18 protein-coding genes are annotated in these 17,157 nt (G+C 59.0%); 5 read left to right on the top strand and 13 right to left on the bottom strand.

Going from position 1 to position 17,157, the window contains the following annotated elements; translation table 11 throughout:
* Positions 1 to 50 precede the first annotated feature (50 nt).
* The 6 genes from msrA to RBB75_RS10840 all read right to left on the bottom strand — a co-directional run bounded on the left by msrA (position 51) and on the right by RBB75_RS10840 (position 5,911).
* On the bottom strand, positions 51 to 527 hold the full coding sequence (msrA, locus tag RBB75_RS10865; protein ID WP_179636606.1) for a peptide-methionine (S)-S-oxide reductase MsrA: 477 nt from the start codon (positions 525 to 527) through the stop codon (positions 51 to 53).
* A 222-nt stretch (positions 528 to 749) separates the two neighbouring features.
* Positions 750 to 1,715, bottom strand: coding sequence for a pseudouridine synthase (locus tag RBB75_RS10860; protein WP_218884468.1), 966 nt, complete (start codon positions 1,713 to 1,715; stop codon positions 750 to 752).
* A 99-nt stretch (positions 1,716 to 1,814) separates the two neighbouring features.
* The gene (locus RBB75_RS10855; RefSeq protein WP_179636605.1) at positions 1,815 to 2,420 is read right to left on the bottom strand and encodes a hypothetical protein; all 606 of its coding nucleotides are present in this window, start codon (positions 2,418 to 2,420) and stop codon (positions 1,815 to 1,817) included.
* 150 nt (positions 2,421 to 2,570) lie between these two features.
* Complete coding sequence (locus RBB75_RS10850) at positions 2,571 to 2,753, bottom strand: hypothetical protein (protein WP_353068099.1); 183 nt, start codon at positions 2,751 to 2,753, stop codon at positions 2,571 to 2,573.
* A gap of 7 nt (positions 2,754 to 2,760) precedes the next feature.
* Positions 2,761 to 4,116, bottom strand: a complete 1,356-nt coding sequence (scpB, locus tag RBB75_RS10845) for an SMC-Scp complex subunit ScpB (RefSeq protein ID WP_353068098.1) — start codon at positions 4,114 to 4,116, stop codon at positions 2,761 to 2,763.
* A 190-nt stretch (positions 4,117 to 4,306) separates the two neighbouring features.
* On the bottom strand, positions 4,307 to 5,911 hold the full coding sequence (locus RBB75_RS10840) for an inorganic phosphate transporter (protein ID WP_179636602.1): 1,605 nt from the start codon (positions 5,909 to 5,911) through the stop codon (positions 4,307 to 4,309).
* A 383-nt stretch (positions 5,912 to 6,294) separates the two neighbouring features.
* Here RBB75_RS10840 and RBB75_RS10835 point away from each other — a divergent pair, with 383 nt between their 5' ends.
* Complete coding sequence (locus RBB75_RS10835) at positions 6,295 to 6,918, top strand: PEP-CTERM sorting domain-containing protein (RefSeq protein WP_353068097.1); 624 nt, start codon at positions 6,295 to 6,297, stop codon at positions 6,916 to 6,918.
* Between the two features lie 175 nt (positions 6,919 to 7,093).
* Here RBB75_RS10835 and RBB75_RS10830 read toward each other — a convergent pair whose 3' ends face one another.
* The 6 genes from RBB75_RS10830 to RBB75_RS10805 form a co-directional block, all read right to left on the bottom strand.
* Positions 7,094 to 8,041 carry a segregation and condensation protein A gene (locus RBB75_RS10830; RefSeq protein ID WP_434557155.1) on the bottom strand — a complete coding sequence of 316 codons (948 nt, stop codon included), beginning with the start codon at positions 8,039 to 8,041 and terminating at the stop codon, positions 7,094 to 7,096.
* 122 nt (positions 8,042 to 8,163) lie between these two features.
* The gene (gene trpS / locus RBB75_RS10825; RefSeq protein ID WP_434557131.1) at positions 8,164 to 9,297 is read right to left on the bottom strand and encodes a tryptophan--tRNA ligase; all 1,134 of its coding nucleotides are present in this window, start codon (positions 9,295 to 9,297) and stop codon (positions 8,164 to 8,166) included.
* A 332-nt stretch (positions 9,298 to 9,629) separates the two neighbouring features.
* A complete protein-coding gene (locus tag RBB75_RS10820; RefSeq protein ID WP_353068094.1) occupies positions 9,630 to 10,331 on the bottom strand; it encodes a site-2 protease family protein in 702 nt (233 codons plus the stop codon).
* A 139-nt stretch (positions 10,332 to 10,470) separates the two neighbouring features.
* The gene (locus RBB75_RS10815; RefSeq protein ID WP_353068093.1) at positions 10,471 to 11,283 is read right to left on the bottom strand and encodes an acyltransferase; all 813 of its coding nucleotides are present in this window, start codon (positions 11,281 to 11,283) and stop codon (positions 10,471 to 10,473) included.
* A 52-nt stretch (positions 11,284 to 11,335) separates the two neighbouring features.
* Positions 11,336 to 12,067: an SIMPL domain-containing protein gene (locus RBB75_RS10810; protein ID WP_353068092.1), complete on the bottom strand. Its 732-nt coding sequence runs from the start codon at positions 12,065 to 12,067 to the stop codon at positions 11,336 to 11,338.
* Entirely contained in the window at positions 12,064 to 12,246 is a 183-nt protein-coding gene (locus RBB75_RS10805; protein ID WP_353068091.1) for a hypothetical protein, read from the bottom strand. The genes RBB75_RS10810 and RBB75_RS10805 overlap by 4 nt, the downstream gene beginning before the upstream one ends.
* A 143-nt stretch (positions 12,247 to 12,389) precedes the next feature.
* Between RBB75_RS10805 and RBB75_RS10800 the strand changes: the two genes are divergently transcribed.
* The 4 genes from RBB75_RS10800 to RBB75_RS10785 all read left to right on the top strand — a co-directional run bounded on the left by RBB75_RS10800 (position 12,390) and on the right by RBB75_RS10785 (position 15,805).
* The gene (locus tag RBB75_RS10800; RefSeq protein WP_353068090.1) at positions 12,390 to 12,662 is read left to right on the top strand and encodes a hypothetical protein; all 273 of its coding nucleotides are present in this window, start codon (positions 12,390 to 12,392) and stop codon (positions 12,660 to 12,662) included.
* Positions 12,663 to 12,836: 174 nt separating this feature from the next.
* Positions 12,837 to 13,121 carry a hypothetical protein gene (locus RBB75_RS10795; protein ID WP_179636595.1) on the top strand — a complete coding sequence of 95 codons (285 nt, stop codon included), beginning with the start codon at positions 12,837 to 12,839 and terminating at the stop codon, positions 13,119 to 13,121.
* 364 nt (positions 13,122 to 13,485) lie between these two features.
* Positions 13,486 to 14,568 (top strand): GTP 3',8-cyclase MoaA, encoded by a 1,083-nt coding sequence (moaA, locus tag RBB75_RS10790; protein ID WP_179636594.1) that lies wholly within the window; start codon positions 13,486 to 13,488, stop codon positions 14,566 to 14,568.
* A 112-nt stretch (positions 14,569 to 14,680) separates the two neighbouring features.
* Positions 14,681 to 15,805 (top strand): GGDEF domain-containing protein, encoded by a 1,125-nt coding sequence (locus RBB75_RS10785; RefSeq protein ID WP_353068089.1) that lies wholly within the window; start codon positions 14,681 to 14,683, stop codon positions 15,803 to 15,805.
* Between the two features lie 31 nt (positions 15,806 to 15,836).
* On the opposite strand, the gene RBB75_RS10780 is transcribed toward RBB75_RS10785, so the two are convergent.
* A complete protein-coding gene (locus tag RBB75_RS10780) occupies positions 15,837 to 16,901 on the bottom strand; it encodes a hypothetical protein (protein ID WP_353068088.1) in 1,065 nt (354 codons plus the stop codon).
* Between the last annotated feature and the right edge of the window lie 256 nt (positions 16,902 to 17,157).

Genomic DNA, 17,157 nt, shown 5'->3' with positions numbered 1-17,157 from the left:
AACGAATACATGGAATCGTTGCCGCCGTTTTTGATTGTGTTGAGACGAGGTTAGATGTGGCAGCTCACCATGCCACGCTTTTCGAGATATCTCTGGTGATACTCTTCCGCCTTCCAAAAATTGGTGGAAGGAACAACCTGGGTTGCGATTGGTTTGCGATAAGAGCCAGCGGCGCTGAGCTCGGCGATCTTGGCTCGGGCCTGGGCGAAGTGCTCGTTGGTGTGGGTAAAGATGACGCTGCGATACTGTGTGCCCCAGTCCGGACCCTGGCGATTCACCTGGGTGGGATCGTGCAGGGCGAAGAAGGCGTCCAACAACGTTTCGTATGAGACGCGGGATGGATCGTAGGTGACTTGAACGACCTCCGCATGGCCGGTGCGGTCGGTACAAACTTCTTTATAGGTTGGGTGTTCGAGGTCGCCGCCTTCGTATCCTACGACCGTGTCGATAACACCTGTGATCTCGCCAAAACGGGCTTCAACTCCCCAAAAACATCCTGCTCCAAATACTGCTTTTTCGATTGCCACTCTGCTGCTCCTTGACTACATCCTTGTTGCACCTATTGGATGCTCCCGGGTTGCGATTGTCATCACCCGAAAGGTTAATAGCGCGAGTATTCTGAGCGTGTCGAGAGAGGTGTGTCAAGCGATCAAATGTCGTAGAAAAACAGGGGTACCAACCAGGTACTTCGTTAGACAAACGTTCTCTGAATGTGGTTACGAAGGGGTGAATGTCGGATGGACAACAGGCTAATTTGGACGACGCGGACGACTTGCGGACTTGCTGCCGGTGGGCTGTCGGCGCGGCTTGGTAAACTTTTTCTTGGCAGGAGATTTAAGCTGCGCAAACTCGGGCGTCTTCTTTTTCGGGACAACCTTCTTGCCCTTCGCCGCGCGGTCGAGTGCCATCACTTCGCCGAGTGTGAGCTCGCGGAACTCGCCTGGCGGGACGTCGAGGCGTAGCGCACCGTAGCCGATGCGGCGGATCTTTTCGACGTGGTGGCCGATCTCTTCAAACATCTTTCTGATCTGGCGATTGCGACCTTCGATGAGAGTAAGCTCATACCAGGGGTTGTCGCCGCCGCGAACGAGTTCGACTTTTGCAGGCGAGGTGATGATGCGGTCGCGACGGCCGCTGCGGACCTCGTCGAGACGACCGCGGTCGATCATGATGCCGCTGCGGATCTGCTGGAGGCCGGACGCAGGTGGCGTGCCACTGATCTTTACGAGGTAAGTCTTCTCTACTCCGGCTGCGGCCTTTGAGAGCGCGTTGGCCAGGTTGCCATCGTTGGTCATCAGGATGAGGCCCTCGCTGAGATAGTCGAGACGGCCTACGGGGTAGAGGCGAACGTTGTCGCCATGGGGGCCGGACTTCTGCTTGGCCATCAACTGCATGACGGTCGGGCGCTTCTCAGGATCGTCGAGCGTGGTGACGTAGCCACGAGGCTTGTTGAGCATATAGTAGCGCTGCTGCTCGGGACCGTGGAGAAGCTTGCCATCTACGCGGATGTGATCTTTGAGTGCGTCGTGGCGGGTGCCAAGAGTGTTGACGATGACACCGTTGACCTGCACCCGGCCTTCAAGGATGATCTCCTCGGCTTTGCGTCGGCTGGCGATTCCCGCCTGCGCGAGGATCTTCTGAAGGCGGTCGCCTTTGGGTTCTTCGTTGGATTTGGAGTTGGCGTCGGGCTTTGCAGCGGAGGGGGACTTCGTCATGATGTTTCCGGCTTTCTGACTGCGGGGCTGCTCATCGCGGTCGGGTACTGCTGATCCGATTGTACCGCGCGGAGTTCGCAGTGGGTCTCGATCGGCCTTCTACTCTGTAGCATAGAGGCGGATGATGTAGGAGATCTGATAGAGGATCGACAAGGCAAGAAGCGTGAGCTGCGTGCGCCGATTTTTGGTGATCATCGCTATGACACAGAGGACGAGGTAGACACCGATTCGGATGGGATACTCGAGGCCGAAGGAGTGCAGGTAGGCTGCGCCTTTCAGGCTGGTGTCGATGATATCGGCGAGGAAGGTGGCAGCGAGAAAGCCGAAGAACCAGCGGCGCCGGGAGAGGAAGTAGTCTTCGTAGCCGGTGTAGTCCGCGAGGTCCGAGGGAAAGAGCAGAGTGCTGAGGAAGTAGAAGAGGATCGCGTAGAGGATGACGAAGAAGTAGATCGCGAAGGTCCACTGCTGCACCATGGCGAGACGAAACTCCCACCACCAGAAGTGAATGATCCAGAGCAGAAGCGATGCCGCCCAGCCGAGATGCAGGAGCGAGGCCCTGGCGCGTTTAGGATGCTGGACAAACTGCGCGAAGCCTTTGAGCAGGGTCGTGATCCCAAGGCCGACGATGATCGAGATGACGACTTTGACGTGCGAGTAGAGCTCGGGATTGGGTTGCGGAACGGCCGCGGTGGTCAGAGCGATCATGAAGTACCCGTGGGCGGGATTTGGATCGTGCGACAGACGAAGCGAGTCAGCGAGGAAGTAGCATCGCGCGAAGTTGGACTGGCAAGACAGCAACAGCGTAGCAGAGGCGTTTCGCGTCCAGCACTTTAGGCCGGGTTACTGCTTTGTTCACTAGAGTTTGTTGGTGTTGATGAAGCGTGTCCTCTGCATGCCTTCGGGCGCTGGCTTGAGGGGAGCGTCGGGGAGGCCTTCTGCATCACCCTCGGGGGTGGCAACGGTGTCAGGCTCGTTATCTTCCGGGCTGTCGGGAGAGTCGCGCGGATCGGGTTCGGGGTCAAGGTTGAAAGGGGTCATCGGTTTATCAGCCCTCCTCTGAGTGGTGGCGTTGTTCGCTCTGGATCTCGGCGTCGAGGGCGGGAGAGTCTTCGCCGTCGACGGTCTGGTCGGTGTCGTAGTTCGGCGGCAGACCGGAGAGCCGGCCGTCGACGATGGCCTCTTCGCCTGCGGTCTCGCTGTTCTCACCGCCGTCATTGCTTCCGTTGTTTCCATTGCTGTCGTTGCCTCGTCCGCTGTCGCCATCGGCCTGGGGTTCGGTCTGGTTCTTCTCGGGTTCGAGGTCGCCTGCGGACTCGGGTGCGTGGTGTTCCATGGGAATCTCCTCCTGTTCGGCCAGCTCGCCGGCCATCTTCTCAAACTCTTCGATGCTGGGAAGCTCGTTGATGTCTTTGAGGCCGAAACGGAGGAGGAAGTCGCGGGTGGTCTTGTAGAGGATGGGGCGGCCGATGACCTGTTTGCGGCCGGCGGTGGCAACCAGTTTGCGGGTCATCAGGGAGCCGAGGACGCCTCCGGAGTCCACACCGCGAATCTCAGAGACCTCGGGGGCGGTGACGGGCTGCTTATAGGCGACGACGGCAAGGGTTTCGAGGGCCTGGAGAGAGAGCTTCAGGGGTGGCTTGAGGGATTTGACGAAGCCGCGGACGGCGTCGTGGTACTCGGGCTTGGTGGCAAGGCGGTAGCCACCGGCGACCTCACGAATCTCCAGGCCACGTTCGGAGGTGGCGTAGTCGGCGATGAGCTGGTCGAGGATGATGCGGAAGTATTCGCGGAGGCGACGGTCCTTCTCCCTGGCTTCGCGGGCAAGCTTTTTGTCGTCCTTGTTCGCGGACGCTGATTCGGCAGAGGGGTCGGTTCCCTGCTCGGTTGCGGCGGATGCTTCGGTGGCCTCGGCTTCTGAGACCGCGTCTGCGGGAAGGCCGGCCTTGGCTGGAGCTTCTTGGTTGGCTTCCAAGTCGGCGTCCAGATCGTCAGCGGTGCTCATGGCGGCGGCATCGGCTGCGGCGTGCTCGCGAAGGGCGCGGGCATGGGCTGCTTCCTGTGCGGCAGCCTCGTGCAGATGGCGATGGAGCTCTTCAGCGTGACGTGCGTCGAGTTCCTCCCCCTGCGGTTGCGCTTCGGCGTCAGGCTCTGCTTGAGCATGAAACTCAACCTGGTTCGCGGCGGCTCCAGTGAGGACCTCGCTGTTGAGATCGTCTTCGTCCAGAGAGCGCGGCTCAAGCGAGGAGCCGGCTGCGTCGTCGAGCGCCAGAGAGTGCTGCGCGGAGTCGAGGTGGTCCAGCTCGGCCTGGGCTTCATGGCCGAGGAGACCGGCCAGCTGGGCCAGCGTTACTGGTTCTTCTGAGGCGTAGATGACGGCTTCGATCTTTGCTTTAAGGCTCATAGTCTCGTTGGTGTACTTCTAAGCATACCAACGCGAAGGCTCCCCTTCCCTGCGACTCAGATAAGTCGTTGTAAAAGACCGTGTGGCCGGAGTTGGAGGCGAATCAGGGGCGGCTGCACGGGTTCTTGCGGCCAGCAAAAAAGAAGACCCGCTGCTTCGCGGGCCTCTCTTCACTGTAGGTTCTAAAGAGTTATTTTGTGACCGTGTTGAAGAGCCAGAAGAGGCAGCCCGAGAGCAGCGCCGCAACCGGCAGGGTGAAGACCCAGGCCAGAGCGATGTCGCGCAGGGTGGACATCTGGAGGCCGCTCTTGTTCGCAGCCATTGTACCCGCCACGCCCGAAGAGAGCACATGCGTTGTGCTGACCGGCAGACCGTACTGGTCGGCGGCAAGAATGGTCAGCATGGCAACCAGTTCGGCGGAGAGCCCCTGCGCATAGGTCAGATGAGTCTTGCCGATCTTTTCCCCAACGGTGACGACGATGCGCTTCCAGCCGATCATGGTTCCCAGGCCAAGCGCGAGGGCAACCGCGACCTTCACCCACGGCGGAATGAACTTGGTCGAGTTGTCCAGCAGGCCCTTGTAGTTCTTGAAGATCTTTTGATCCGCATCGCTAACCTTGGGGCCGTACTTCGGCATCAGGCGCAGCGTCTCGCTGGTGAGATACATCTGGTTGCGAACGTTGGCCTGCATGTTCGACGGCACAGCGCCGAGCGACTTGTACTGCGTCGCCTCATTGCGGATATCGCCGACCATCTCCTGCAGCGCAAGCATGGTGTGCGGGGAGAACTTGTGGCTACTGACGAAGGCCTCGAGTTCGGGACCGCTGTCGGCCACCGTGGTGTTCGGATCAATATAGTTGCCGATCGCTCCGATTACCTGCTGCGAGACCGCCGCGAAGGTCTGAACCTGGTTGACACCGACGGTGTGATTCAGAGCGTAGGCCGTCGGAACCGTTCCGACCAGGATCAGCATGATGAGACCCATGCCCTTCTGGCCGTCGTTGGAGCCGTGAGCAAAGCTGACGCCGGTGCAGGTGAGCACCAGCAGCGCGCGGATGTAGAACGGCGGAGGAGCAGCTCCCTCCGGTGCTTTGTAGAGCCGCGGATCCTTCAACAGCGCTTTGAGCAGCAGGAAGACCAGAGCCGCGCAGCCGAAGCCGACCAGCGGAGAGATCAGCAGCGCCTTGAAGACCTTGGTGACCTGCTCCCAATCCACGCCGCTGACACCGCTGGTGCCGTGCATCAGCTGGTTGGCGACACCGACCCCGATGATCGAACCGATCATGGTGTGAGAGCTCGACGCAGGCAGACCCTTCCACCAGGTGGCCAGATTCCAGAGGATAGCCGCGATCAGCAGCGCGAAGACCATCGCAAAACCTGAACCTTTGCTCACCTTCAGGATCAGCTCGACCGGCAGCAGGGAGATGATCGCAAAGGCCACGGCGCCGGAGCTGGTGAGCACACCGATGAAGTTCCACAGGCCCGACCAGACCACCGCGACATGGGGTTCAAGCGCGTGGGTGTAGATGACGGTCGCGACCGCGTTGGCAGTGTCGTGGAAGCCATTCACGAACTCAAAGCCGAGCGCGATGAACAACGCCAGACCGAGGAGCAGGTAGGGGAAGATCGAGCCCTCGTGAACGGGCAGCAGATCGGAGTAAAGACGGTTGGCGATGTAGCCGAGACCGCCGATCAGCAGGACGCCGAAGATAATGCCGCCTATCTTGCCGGGGGACGACTTTCCCATCTTCTGGTCGAGTAACGATCCGGTGGGGTGTATTACAGGAGTGGCCATTATGGTTTCGCCTAGGATTCAAGATGAGTGCGTGAGGCTGACGATAGGCGCGCTATGCGAATGGAGTGTTACAAAAAGGTGAAACATGCGTTCTTTTGATCTCCTGAAGATTCGTGGTCAGACCGCGACGCGCAGCCACGGTAAAGGACGATCTCCGATTGTTTGTAAGACCTTGCAGCATGAGCAACGTCTGACGAAGGGTCTACAGGCGCTCCCGGATGGCCGGCCATAACCATTCGAGTTGTAACGGAATCGCTACAATCAGCACTATTCCCTCCAAACGGCGGTACACCCGCTTTTAGCCGAGGCACCGAGCTACAACTATCGTTCGTCGCCGCATCCAAAGACCGACACTATAATTCAACTTTTCGAGGGTCATTTCTATGAAACGTCCTGCACACTGGCTTCATGCCTCGGCCGCCCTTCTCGTAGCAGCCACGATTTTTGTCTGCCCAAAACCGGCAGCCGCGGATACTTACACGATCTTCGATCTGGGCAATGCCAACGGCCGGGGCATCTATGGCATCGATGCCGGTGGAGATGTGGTGGTCTCCCAGACCTATGGGTGCGGCCTCGCGAGCTTTACCTGTTACGTGACCTATGTGGACGGCGTAGCAGGAACCCCGAGCTCCTCTCTCCCGGACATGGTCTATGACGATGGCACACCGTGCAGTTCGACCCCGTCGGGCTTTGACGCCTTAAAGAACGTCTGTAACCAGGGCGTGGTTGGACTGGGAACGGTATACAACCCGAATGGCAGCAAAAACGGGACCTACATCGGATCAGGAAATAATATGCAATTTCTTAGCGGCGGTTCGGCTGACCAGGCGTTTCTCAACTCTGTGGGAGACTTCGCCTGGACTGATGGACAGGGTGAAGAGATCTTCGAGGCGATTGATACCTCTGCTACAGCGGTTTCACCAATCCCTGAGCCCGGAAGCCTGTTGCTGGTAGGGACTGGTCTGCTATGGTTCACCGCTGCTGTTCGTCGCCGGGCGAATCGCTAAAGTGCGCCCTGCGCGGGCAGCGGTCACTTCGTGACTTGTATACCCTTCGGTTGGCGATCCCGTTGGTCGCGAAGAAAGATCTTGTGCCGACCATCGGGAGGCTTGAGGCGAAGCCGGTATACACGTCACGAAGTGACCGCCCCACGCGCAGTGGGCCCGTCCGGCAGGACCGTTCTTACCGCCAGTCATCCCGAGCCTGAGCCTGATCGGTGAAGACCTGGTCGAAGTTTTCCGTCTTCTTGATGAGAATGTCGCCTTGCGCATCCGGCTGATGGAGCAGCACGGCCTGCAGCCGCACGAGTTCTAACATCGCCAGGAACATGCAGATCAAAGCACGCTCGGTGTGGGTGTTGTGGAGCAGGCGCTTAAGGCTGATCGGCTTGTCTTCCATCAACAGACGGCGTTTGACATAGTCGATCATCTGCGCGACCGTGACCGACTCTTCATCAACGTTGAGGATAGGCCGTTCGCGCAGACGGAGGAGGATGTCCTGAAAGACGCGGACCAGATCGACCGTATCGGCGTCAATCTCGCGGTCTTCGTCGAGCGTGGGAGCACCGGCTTCACCAATATCCTTGCGAAAGTTTCTGAGGCCGGAGTTCGTCCAGGTCGCCTCTTCGATCTGCTGTTTCTGCAAGAGCATCTGGGCGGCGGCTTTGAAGCGCTCGTGCTCGAGGAGCCGCTCGACCAGTTCGCGGCGCGGGTCTTCGGGGTCGCCGCTGAGGACGTCAGAGGGATCGCGCGGGAGCAGTGTCTTCGACTTGATGTGGATCAGCAGCGAGGCCATATAGATGAACTCGCCCGCGGCGTCGACGTCGACCTGCTTGAGGTGATGGGTGTACTCGAGAAACTGGCTGGTAATGCGCGCGATGGGGATGTCGTAGATGTCGATATTTTGCTTGCGGATCAGGTCGAGGAGAAGATCGAGCGGACCGTCGTAGACCTGGCCGACGGTGACGGAGAAGGGCGACTGCGAGGCCTCCTCTTTTTCCTTGTCCTTCTCCCTGGCGACGCGCTTGGGGTCAGGCGCCGGGGGTGGGACAGGCGGATGCTGGAGCGCGAAGGGTTCGCTGGCCTCTGAAGTCGCCGGTTCCGTCCCGCCGGTAGAAGAAGCTGCTGGCATGCCGTCCGGGGCGTCGGAGACAACGTTCTCCGACACGGCCTCTTCAGCTGCGGTTATCCGCTCGTTGGGCTTTGCCTCTTCTGTCACGAATTGGGGAGGTAGAGTTTCGTCGGGCATGGTCGTTACTCGAGGCCGATAGCCTGCCGGACGTGCTGCAGGGTCTGGATGGCGCGTTGGCGGGCGCGGGCGGATCCATCCCACAAGATGGCGTCGACCTGGCCGGGGTCGGCTTCGAGGGCGCGCCGGCGCTCCTGGATCGGGGCGATCTCGCGGACGATCGCATCTGCAACCCAGCCCTTGCACTCGATGCAGCCGATGCCTGCCGTCGTGCAGCCCTCGCGAACCGCAGCCCGCGTCTCCTCCGTGGAGAAGACCTTGTGCAGGTCGAAGACGGGGCAGATGTCTGGATTGCCAGGGTCGGTGCGGCGGATGCGCGCCGGGTCGGTGACCATGGTCTTCAGCTTGGCCCGGAGATCGGTCTCAGGCTCGGAGAGCATGATGGTGTTTCCGTAGCTCTTGGACATCTTGCGGCCATCGAGACCAGGGAGCTTGGGCGACGGGGTCAGCAAAACCTTCGGCTCGGGCAGGATGCCGTCTACGACGGTGTTGGCGGAGAGCTCAGCGGCGAGAATCTCCCGGTCGGAGTGGTCTTCGCGAGCCTTCTCGATGGCGGGGGTTGGCTGCGAGCAGTAAAGCGCGTTGAAGCGGCGGGCAACCTCGCGGGTCAACTCCACGTGCGCGACCTGATCCTGTCCGACGGGGACAAAGTCGGGCTGGTAGAGGAGGATATCGGCGGCCTGAAGCAGGGGATAGCCAAGGAAACCGTAGGTGTTCAGGTCCTTCTCGCGGAGCTGCTCCTGCTGGTCCTTATAGGTAGGGACGCGCTCGAGCCAGGGCAGCGGCGTGAACATGCTGAAGAGCGTGAACAGCTCGGCGTGCTGGGGAACATGGGACTGGATGAAGATGGTGCTCTGCTCCGGGTCAAGACCGGCGGACAAAAAGTCGAGCGCCACGTCGCGAATGCTTTGACGGAGGGTAGTCGGGTCGGCGTAGTCGGTGGTGAGAGCGTGGAGGTCGGCGATGAAGAAGTAGCAGTCGTACTGGCGCTGGAGCTGGACCCAGTTGTAGAGCGCGCCCATGTAGTTGCCCAGATGGAGACGGCCGGTGGGCCGCATGCCGCTAAGGACGCGGGGGCGTGAAGATGGCTGTAAAGATGTCTGTGAAGATTTCAAGGAGTCGTTGGTTTTTTCAGTCATTGCGATCAAGTGCTAAGGGTAAATGATTCGGGCCGACAATGGCGCCAGCGTCCCGGGTAGGAAGGACCTTCGGGGCAAAAAGCAGGCAGAAAAAAGGGACGACCTACTCCGGTAAAAAGCAGCAGCGAAAATAGTTGAGATTCGTGGCGTATTTTTCAGCGTCGGAAGACGACGGTCAAGCCACCACGTTTACCACGCACTCCACCACGATTCCACCAGCAAAAAACCACGTCGAAACACCCGCTTTTTCCAAAACACCCCTCAAAAACTCCGGAAAATCAACGGAAAACGCTCCGGCCACCATCTCCACATTTTTCTCACAAACATCTGTTCTACAAGGTGAACAGAATGTGGTTGAAGGTGTTCAAAAGCGGAGTGAAGAAGACGCCAAAGATGAAGCTTCCGCCCACCAGAAACAGAAGGATCATGCCGAACATGGCGAAGCGGTCATAGACCTGAAGGACCCTGTAAGGCAGGAAGTGCCGTAGAACGTGGCTTCCGTCGAGCGGCGGGATCGGAATGAGATTGAAAACAAAGAGCAGCAGATTGATCAGGATGACAAAGTAGAGAAAGAGCGCGATGGGAAAGAGCGCCGGAAGATTGTCGGTAGCGATGCCGGGGATGTGCGAAGCCAGCGCCATCGCGGTGCCGATCGCGAGAATTCCGCCAGGGACAAGGTGTTTGATGAGCACAAGAAGGAGGAGCGCGACGGTAGCCGAGAGCAGGTTGCTGACAGGTCCTGCGAGGGTGACGAGGATGTCATCGCGTCTGTAGTTCTTGAAGTTGCGCGCGGTCACCGGAGTCGGCTTGGCCCAGCCGATGAGCGGCCAGTGATAGACCAGGGCCAGCAGCGGCATGAGGACAGAGCCGAAGGGGTCAAGGTGCTTGAGGGGATTGAGCGTGACGCGCCCGAGCATCTTGGCGGTGGGATCGCCGAGACGCCAGGCGGTCCAGGCGTGGGCCGACTCGTGGATGCTGAACGCCAGGACCAGAACGACGACCTGAAAGACGATGAGGACAACTTCCTGATTCATACAGGCTCGAGTTTACTGAAGTTCGCGTGAGGAGACCGTAAAGATGTTGTTCCGCATTCAAGCCGTCCTCTCTCGCAAAAATCTGCGAGAGAGGACGATGGTGCTTTGCAGGCGGCAAATCTGCAGGCAGCCGCTATGACTAAAGCGTTTCGGCGGCGAGTTGGGTAGCCTGCTTGCGGGTCTTTGCCTTGGCAGGGATGCCAACCGAGACGGTCTCCTGTGGCACGGGTTTGGTCGCGAGCGCCATGGCTCCGAGCATGCCGTCTTCGCCAATGTTGGCTCCGGCGAGGACGGTGGCGTGATAGGTAACACGGGCGCGGGGGCCGAGTTCGGTCACCTTATTGGTGATGTTCGATTGATTGTTGATGTCGTGGGTGTGCGAGTAGATATTGGCGTAGTCGGAGACGCTGGTGCCCTCATGCAGGATGATCTCGCCGCGGTCGTCGAGCAGAACGTTCTTGTGGATGGTGCAGGAGTCTTCGATGGTGAGGTTGTAGCCGTAGGTGAACTCGACATTGTGAAAGATTTTGACGTGCTTGCCGAGGTGCCGGAAGATGTGGCGGCCAAGCATGCAGCGGAAGCGGAAGCCGAGCCAGTGGTTGAGGCCGAGGGGGGAGCGGTCGAACATCTGCCAGAACCAGATGAGCGGCTTGCGGATAGCGTACTGCTCGGCGTCGATGTCGCCGTAGTACTCGGGTTCGAGCGTGATGTTGCGGGGATCGAAGCTCTCGGAGAGGCAGTACATGGCGAGTTCGCTGTTGAGGACTGCTTTGATATGTCCGCCGTGGGGGCGGCCGAAGTAGATCTGGTAGAGCTCGTCGCGGACGACCTCAGAGCGGCGTTCGACCGACTGCTGCCGGGTAAACTCGTCGTTGAGCTTGGCGAGCCAGCGGCGATAGAGGGCCTCAGCTTCGGGAGTGGGTTTGAGTTCGCGGTAGGTGTGGATTGGCATGGTTCCCTCGCTGTCTTTCGTCCGGTGGAGGACTGGCGAATCTTTGGTTCGCCTATTCTATGGCGAAGACGGCATAGACGGTTGCGGTTTTTTCTATCTGCCGGGGGTTGATGGCCAAAGGTGCTACGTCGGTCTTGGCCATTGGAGCAGCAGCCATTGCTCGCATGAGCGGACGCGGCGGTTCAGCCTGGGTTTCGTTGCTGGCGTAGAGAAGTGTGCCAAGCTTCGCATTCAGGCCCTTCGCCATCTCTTCAGCGACGGTGCGCGCTCGCTGGAGCGCTTTGGTGGCGGCTTCGGACTGCGGGGCGTTCTCATCCTTGAGGCTCCAGTCGATCTGTCCGGATTGATTAGCCCCGGCTTTGACGGCGAGATCGAGGACTTTGGCGGCGTCGTTGGCGTTGGTCCGGACCGTCCAGCTCTGCGTGACCTGGAACTTGCGCTGGGCCTTCTCGGCTGGGGTGAGTTTGTCGACCTGGTACTCCTGCACCGGCGAGACGTTCTGGTTTTCGCTCTCGATAGAGTCGTTGGGGACTCCGGCGGAAGTGATCGCCTTTATTACGGCGTTGGAGGTGCGGGAGCCGGCGGCGTAGGCAGAGTCGTTGTCCGGGCCGTAGGCGATGAAGCCGATGTGGAGGGTCGCGACGTCGGCGAGGACAAGGACCTTGTCGGTGGCTGTGATCGCAATGGTGCGGTTTTCCTTGCTGACTTGAATGGTTTGAGCGGGTGCCGTCATGGCCAGAAAGGTAGCACAGAGGACAAACGGAGTGAGGCGAAGGGCGTTCATTGATCTTCTCCTGAGGAGTTGAGTAGGTCGGCCAGAGTTGGTTTGTGCTTGGGGTTGGCTGCAAGCTTTTGTTTGGGATCGGGAAGAACACGTTCTGAGGGCGGAGTACCGACGCGCTCGCGGGCGTTGGCCTTGACGGCCTTGACCTTGGAGAAGACTTGCTTTTTGGGCTTGCTCATCCGTTTCCTTCCTGCGCCGGTTTCGGGGCCCACGAGCCCCTCGCGTGATTATGCATGACTCTTGCTTGTGAGGGGGCATCTGAGGCAGGATTGCAGAAGAGATTTGACCCCACGTTGGAGTCGAGGATCGGATGAGGTGCTGGATGGAAGAGCGGGACTTTTTTGATGAGCGGCCGGAGCAGCGGACTCATGTGATGACCTGTCCTCACTGCGGGCAGCAGGGGGAGTACCAGATTGAATGGGTGGTGAGAAGGAAGAAGGCGCAGCTTCCGAGGGGTGCCGACGATCGCGACCGAGCTCGTTTTGCCAAGGCTCAAAGTTATATGGTTCGCCGCGATGATCCAATGGGATGCAAGAACATCCGATGCCGCAAGCGGTTCGACGTGGTGGGGATACAGTCGGTCGCGTTTATCTAGCCGATCGCGAGAGGCAGCTGAGTGCTGATTTGGGCCCTCCAGCAAAGAGTTTTTAGGGCGACTCGGTCGATCCGGGCAGGCTGTGATTTAATACAAACTTAGACGCTGTTCCGGAGACTTTGCCCGGCTCAGGCTGTGATTTGAACAGGAAAGATCAGGGAGACCAAGAACGCGATGGCGAATGCACTGCTTCCAATCGAAGAACGCAACTTGACGCCGGATGAGGTGGAACGACTGGATAAGCGCCGGCGTCGCGGCCAACTCTTCCTGGTGCTCAGTTTTCAGAGTCTGATCGTGGCTACGCTGCTGACGTTGTGGAGCGGACAGGACCTGACTTTGTCGCCGGGCTGGGCGCATCCGGTCGTTTATTGGAACGCGATCACCTTCACGGCTGCGCTGGTCTTCGCCATCGTAGGGGTTCGATTGAAGCGCGGTAGCAACGAGTTTCTCAGCTACTGAAGTGACAGAACGCCCTACCCTTGAGGGTCTACATGACTTAGGAGTTGGGCGTTTATAAATGCTGTTGCCAATCGTCGTGATGCTGATATTCTTCGCGTTAGGGTCAGGCGACGCTGATGCCAGAGATGCAACAGCGTTTTCTGCTTAGAGGAATCCCGGTTGCTGAGCGATTCTGTGGCAGCACATCCGTATTGCGCCAAAAGATGAAATCACAAAAGTAGCCCCACGATCGGGTGCGGCTTGAGCATAGCCGTCTGATCCACTGATTCTGCAGAGATTCCGGCTTTATTTAGCTTCGCTTTTTGAGCCATTTGCATCTAAAGTTTGTAGATATTGGCAGTTGGCATCCGGGTACGTTTTCTTGATGATTAACGATGGAAATACCGCGATTCTGGAGCTGGAAGAGCAGGCGTTTCAGGTTCCGGCCAGACTGCGAGACAAGTTTGGCAGGTGCATTACCGACCTGCGTGTCTCGGTGACTGACCGCTGCAACTACAAGTGCGTCTATTGCCGGACTGGTAATGAAGGAGCCCAATTCGCCGAACTTCCGATTGAAGACTATCTGAGGATGGTGCGGGTCTTCGTCTCACTGGGAGTGGAGAAGGTGAGGCTGACCGGAGGGGAACCTCTACTGCGGTCGGGCCTGATCGAGATGGTTCGCGAGCTGTCCGAGATGCGGACGGCATTTCTACCCGATGGAAGCCCGGCAGGCAATCAGGGTGATCCGTTGGATATCGCCCTTACCACGAACGGTCATCTGCTGAAGGGACTTGCTCAGCCGCTGAAGGATGCAGGGCTGAATCGTGTCACGGTCAGCATGGATGCGGTGGATGCGGAGACGTTCGGTGCGATCACACGCGTTCCGCAGAGCTATGAAAGGGTGCTGGCGGGAGTTCGTGAGGCTCAATCGGTGGGGCTGGGACCGGTGAAGGTGAACTGCGTGCTGCTGCGCGGGTTCAACGATGGACAGATTGAGCAGTTCGCGGAGTTCTCGCGGCGTGAGGGAGTGATCGTTCGGTTCATCGAATGGATGCCTCTGGAAGAAGACCGAAGCTGGAAGAGGGAGTCTGTCGTCTCATTGGACGAGATCGTGGAGCGGCTGAATGCGTACCGCCCCCTGGTGGAGATGGCTCCGCACGCAGCCAGCGAAACAGCGAAGCGGTTCACCTTTGATGATGGGCTGGGAGAGATCGGGATTATTGCGCCGGTGTCGCGTCCATTCTGCGGGCACTGTAGCCGAGTGAGGCTGACCTCGGATGGGAAGATACGGACTTGTCTGTTTTCGCAGAGCGACCACGACCTCTATGGCGAGATGGTGCGAGGCGGAACGGATGAGGAGCTGGCTGCGTATATTCGCAGGATCGTGATGCGGAAGGAAGCGCGCCATCACATTGGCGAACCGGGTTTTGAAAAGCCATCGCGAAGTATGGTTCATATCGGTGGGTGAGCAACGCAGTCACTATGTCGTCTCTGCCGTGGACTGTTGAATTATGGCGAGAGCTATGAGAGGCTGATATGTGATATGTGCAAAAAAATGCACATATGCATGAGGACAGCGATTGAAGGATCGACGGCAGTTTGAAGTGATCGAAAGTCGTCAAATGGACCACCTTCGAGTGTTCCACGACGTGGCACGTGCGCTGACTTCGAGTCTCGAACTGGAAGAGATTCTGGGGGCCATCATGAACAAGATGGCGCAGTTCTTCGGACCCGAGCGGTGGTCGCTATTGATGGTGGATGATAAATCGGGCGAGCTGTACTATGCGATCGCGGTGGGAGAGAATGCGGAGACTTTGAAGGGGCTGCGGGTCCCGATGGGGGAAGGAGTTGCCGGATGGGTAGCGGCGACGGGGAACCCATTGGTGGTTCCGGACGTGGCGCTTGATCCGCACTGGTCTGCATTTGCGAATAAGCATCCTGATCTGAAGATCCAATCGATTGCCTGCGTGCCGGTACGATCGGGCGATAAAACACTGGGCGTGATTCAGTTACTGAACAGCAAGCTCGACCTGCTATCTGAACATTCGATCTCGTTTCTGCGGATTCTTTGCGACTACGCTGCAATCGCGATTCAGAACGCACGGTCGATGACACTGATTCAAGAATTGACCATTACGGACGACGTGACGGGACTTTTTAATGCTCGGCACCTATACACCATGCTGGAGGAAGAGGTGAGGCGCGGGCAGGTCTTCAGTTTGATGTTCGTCGATTTGGATCACTTCAAGTCGGTTAATGATACCCACGGCCATCTGATTGGGAGTCGGCTATTGGCGGAGGTCGGCGGGTTGATGAGACGCAGCCTGGGGCCGAACAATGCGGCTTTTCGTTATGGGGGGGATGAGTTTGTCGCACTCCTGCCGGGGATAGGGAAAGCTGCGGCGAGCGGGACCACGATGGCGCTGTGCGAGGACTTGCGGTCGGCGCGCTTTCTGGAGGGTGCAGGGCTTGCGCTCGGCCTCTCGGGAAGCTTTGGGCTGGCGAGCTTTCCCGAGGACGGGAATACGGTTCAGACGATTCTGCGGGCCGCCGATACGATGATGTATGAGGCCAAGTTGACGCGGGACAACGTCGCGGTGGCGGGTAAGGGTACGATCGGACGCGCAGGGTCGGCCAATCTCAGCGGTTCGCGCAGAGAAGTCTCGGGAATGTTTCTTGAGCGCGACTCCATTCCCCGTCAATAGGCAGCTTCTCTACTGAATTTACTGACAGTTTCTAGTTTTGGCCGGGGCCGCGGTGTTCTAGCGTGACTCCCCGGCGGGGTTCGGGCTTCAGGATGTCGCGATTTTCAGGGGAGACGGGGTGGACTCCGAAGTCCCAGACGCCGAGGTTGACGGCCTTGTCGGAGAGAACCTCCATAAGGGCGAACTCGCCGAAGTCGAGGGGTTCCTTTGGACTTATTTTTAGCCAGTGCCCCCCCGGCAGCAGCTCAGTGGTGGTTTCGACGACGTCTTCCTGGCGTTGGACCCCGCCGAGGAGGCCGATGCGGAAGCTGGCGATGACCCGGGCCCCCCGGCGGACGTCGGCGCGGACGATGACGTAACGGCTCGTAGCGGAGCCGCCGGTGGGGTCGTTTCCGGCTCGGGTGGTGGCGCCGTGGGTGTCGACGGTCAGGGGAGTGCCGGCGGTTGCGCCTACGCTCTCGTCACCGATGCGGAGGTAGAGGACGGGGTCTTTGACGTGGAGCTGGATGGGCGAGGATTCGCCTTTGAGCTCGACGATCTGGTGGGAGGCCGAGAGGGGGTTGACGGCGGCTTTGAGGAGATTGTGGCCGGTGTTTCGATTGAGGTCGCTGTCGGTCTGGGCGATGGGGACCAGCTCGGGGGTGCCGTGGTAGGTGTCGAGGGCGAGGGTGCTGTCCTGTTCGGGGAGGCGGAGGTCTTTGGCGACCTCGGGGGTGAGGGCGGCGCGGTCGGCTTCTTCTTTTAGGAGTTCGGGGTCGATGGCGGGGGGCTGGGGGTTGTCGGGGTTTGCGACGGGCTGGGAGTGCTGGCGGTCCCAGCGTTTGGTGGCGTCAAGGTCTACGAGGGAGAGGGGGATCTCCTCTTCGGCTCCGCCGCGTTCGGCGCTGATGTAGTGGACCACGTTGCCGACGATTCGGTAGCTCATGATGACCTGGTAGCTGCCGTCCTTGAGGATGAGGCGAGTGCGGTGCGGAGCCGCATCATCGGGCTGCAGCGCTGTGGTGTGTTGCAGCACAGCGTGGACATATTGTGGCGCGCTGATGGTGGCAGCAAGGAGAACTGCGGCGAGTTTTGTGGTGCGGCGTGGATGTTCCATCAGGTGATTCCACAGTTTAGACGCAGGTTCAAGTTTGGCAGAGTAGAGCTACCCCCTCCCCCCTGGGGTTGTGGGGTATTTTGCAGCAAAGTCTATTCTTTTGTTTGGCTTGCGGGAGGCCGACGTCCGCAAAATATTCCATTGAAAGGACTTGCCTGCAAAATATTCAAAAGAAAAGAGTTGTACGGCTTGAATAAAGAAGCCCCGGTATTCTTCCCCGAGGCATGTCTTTTGTGTTCCTTTACTACCTTACTTT

This window comes from Tunturibacter empetritectus, assembly GCF_040358985.1.
Lineage (GTDB): Bacteria > Acidobacteriota > Terriglobia > Terriglobales > Acidobacteriaceae > Edaphobacter > Edaphobacter empetritectus.
Note: the sequence above shows the minus strand (reverse complement) of the source record. Positions and strands in the feature narration are given on the sequence as shown.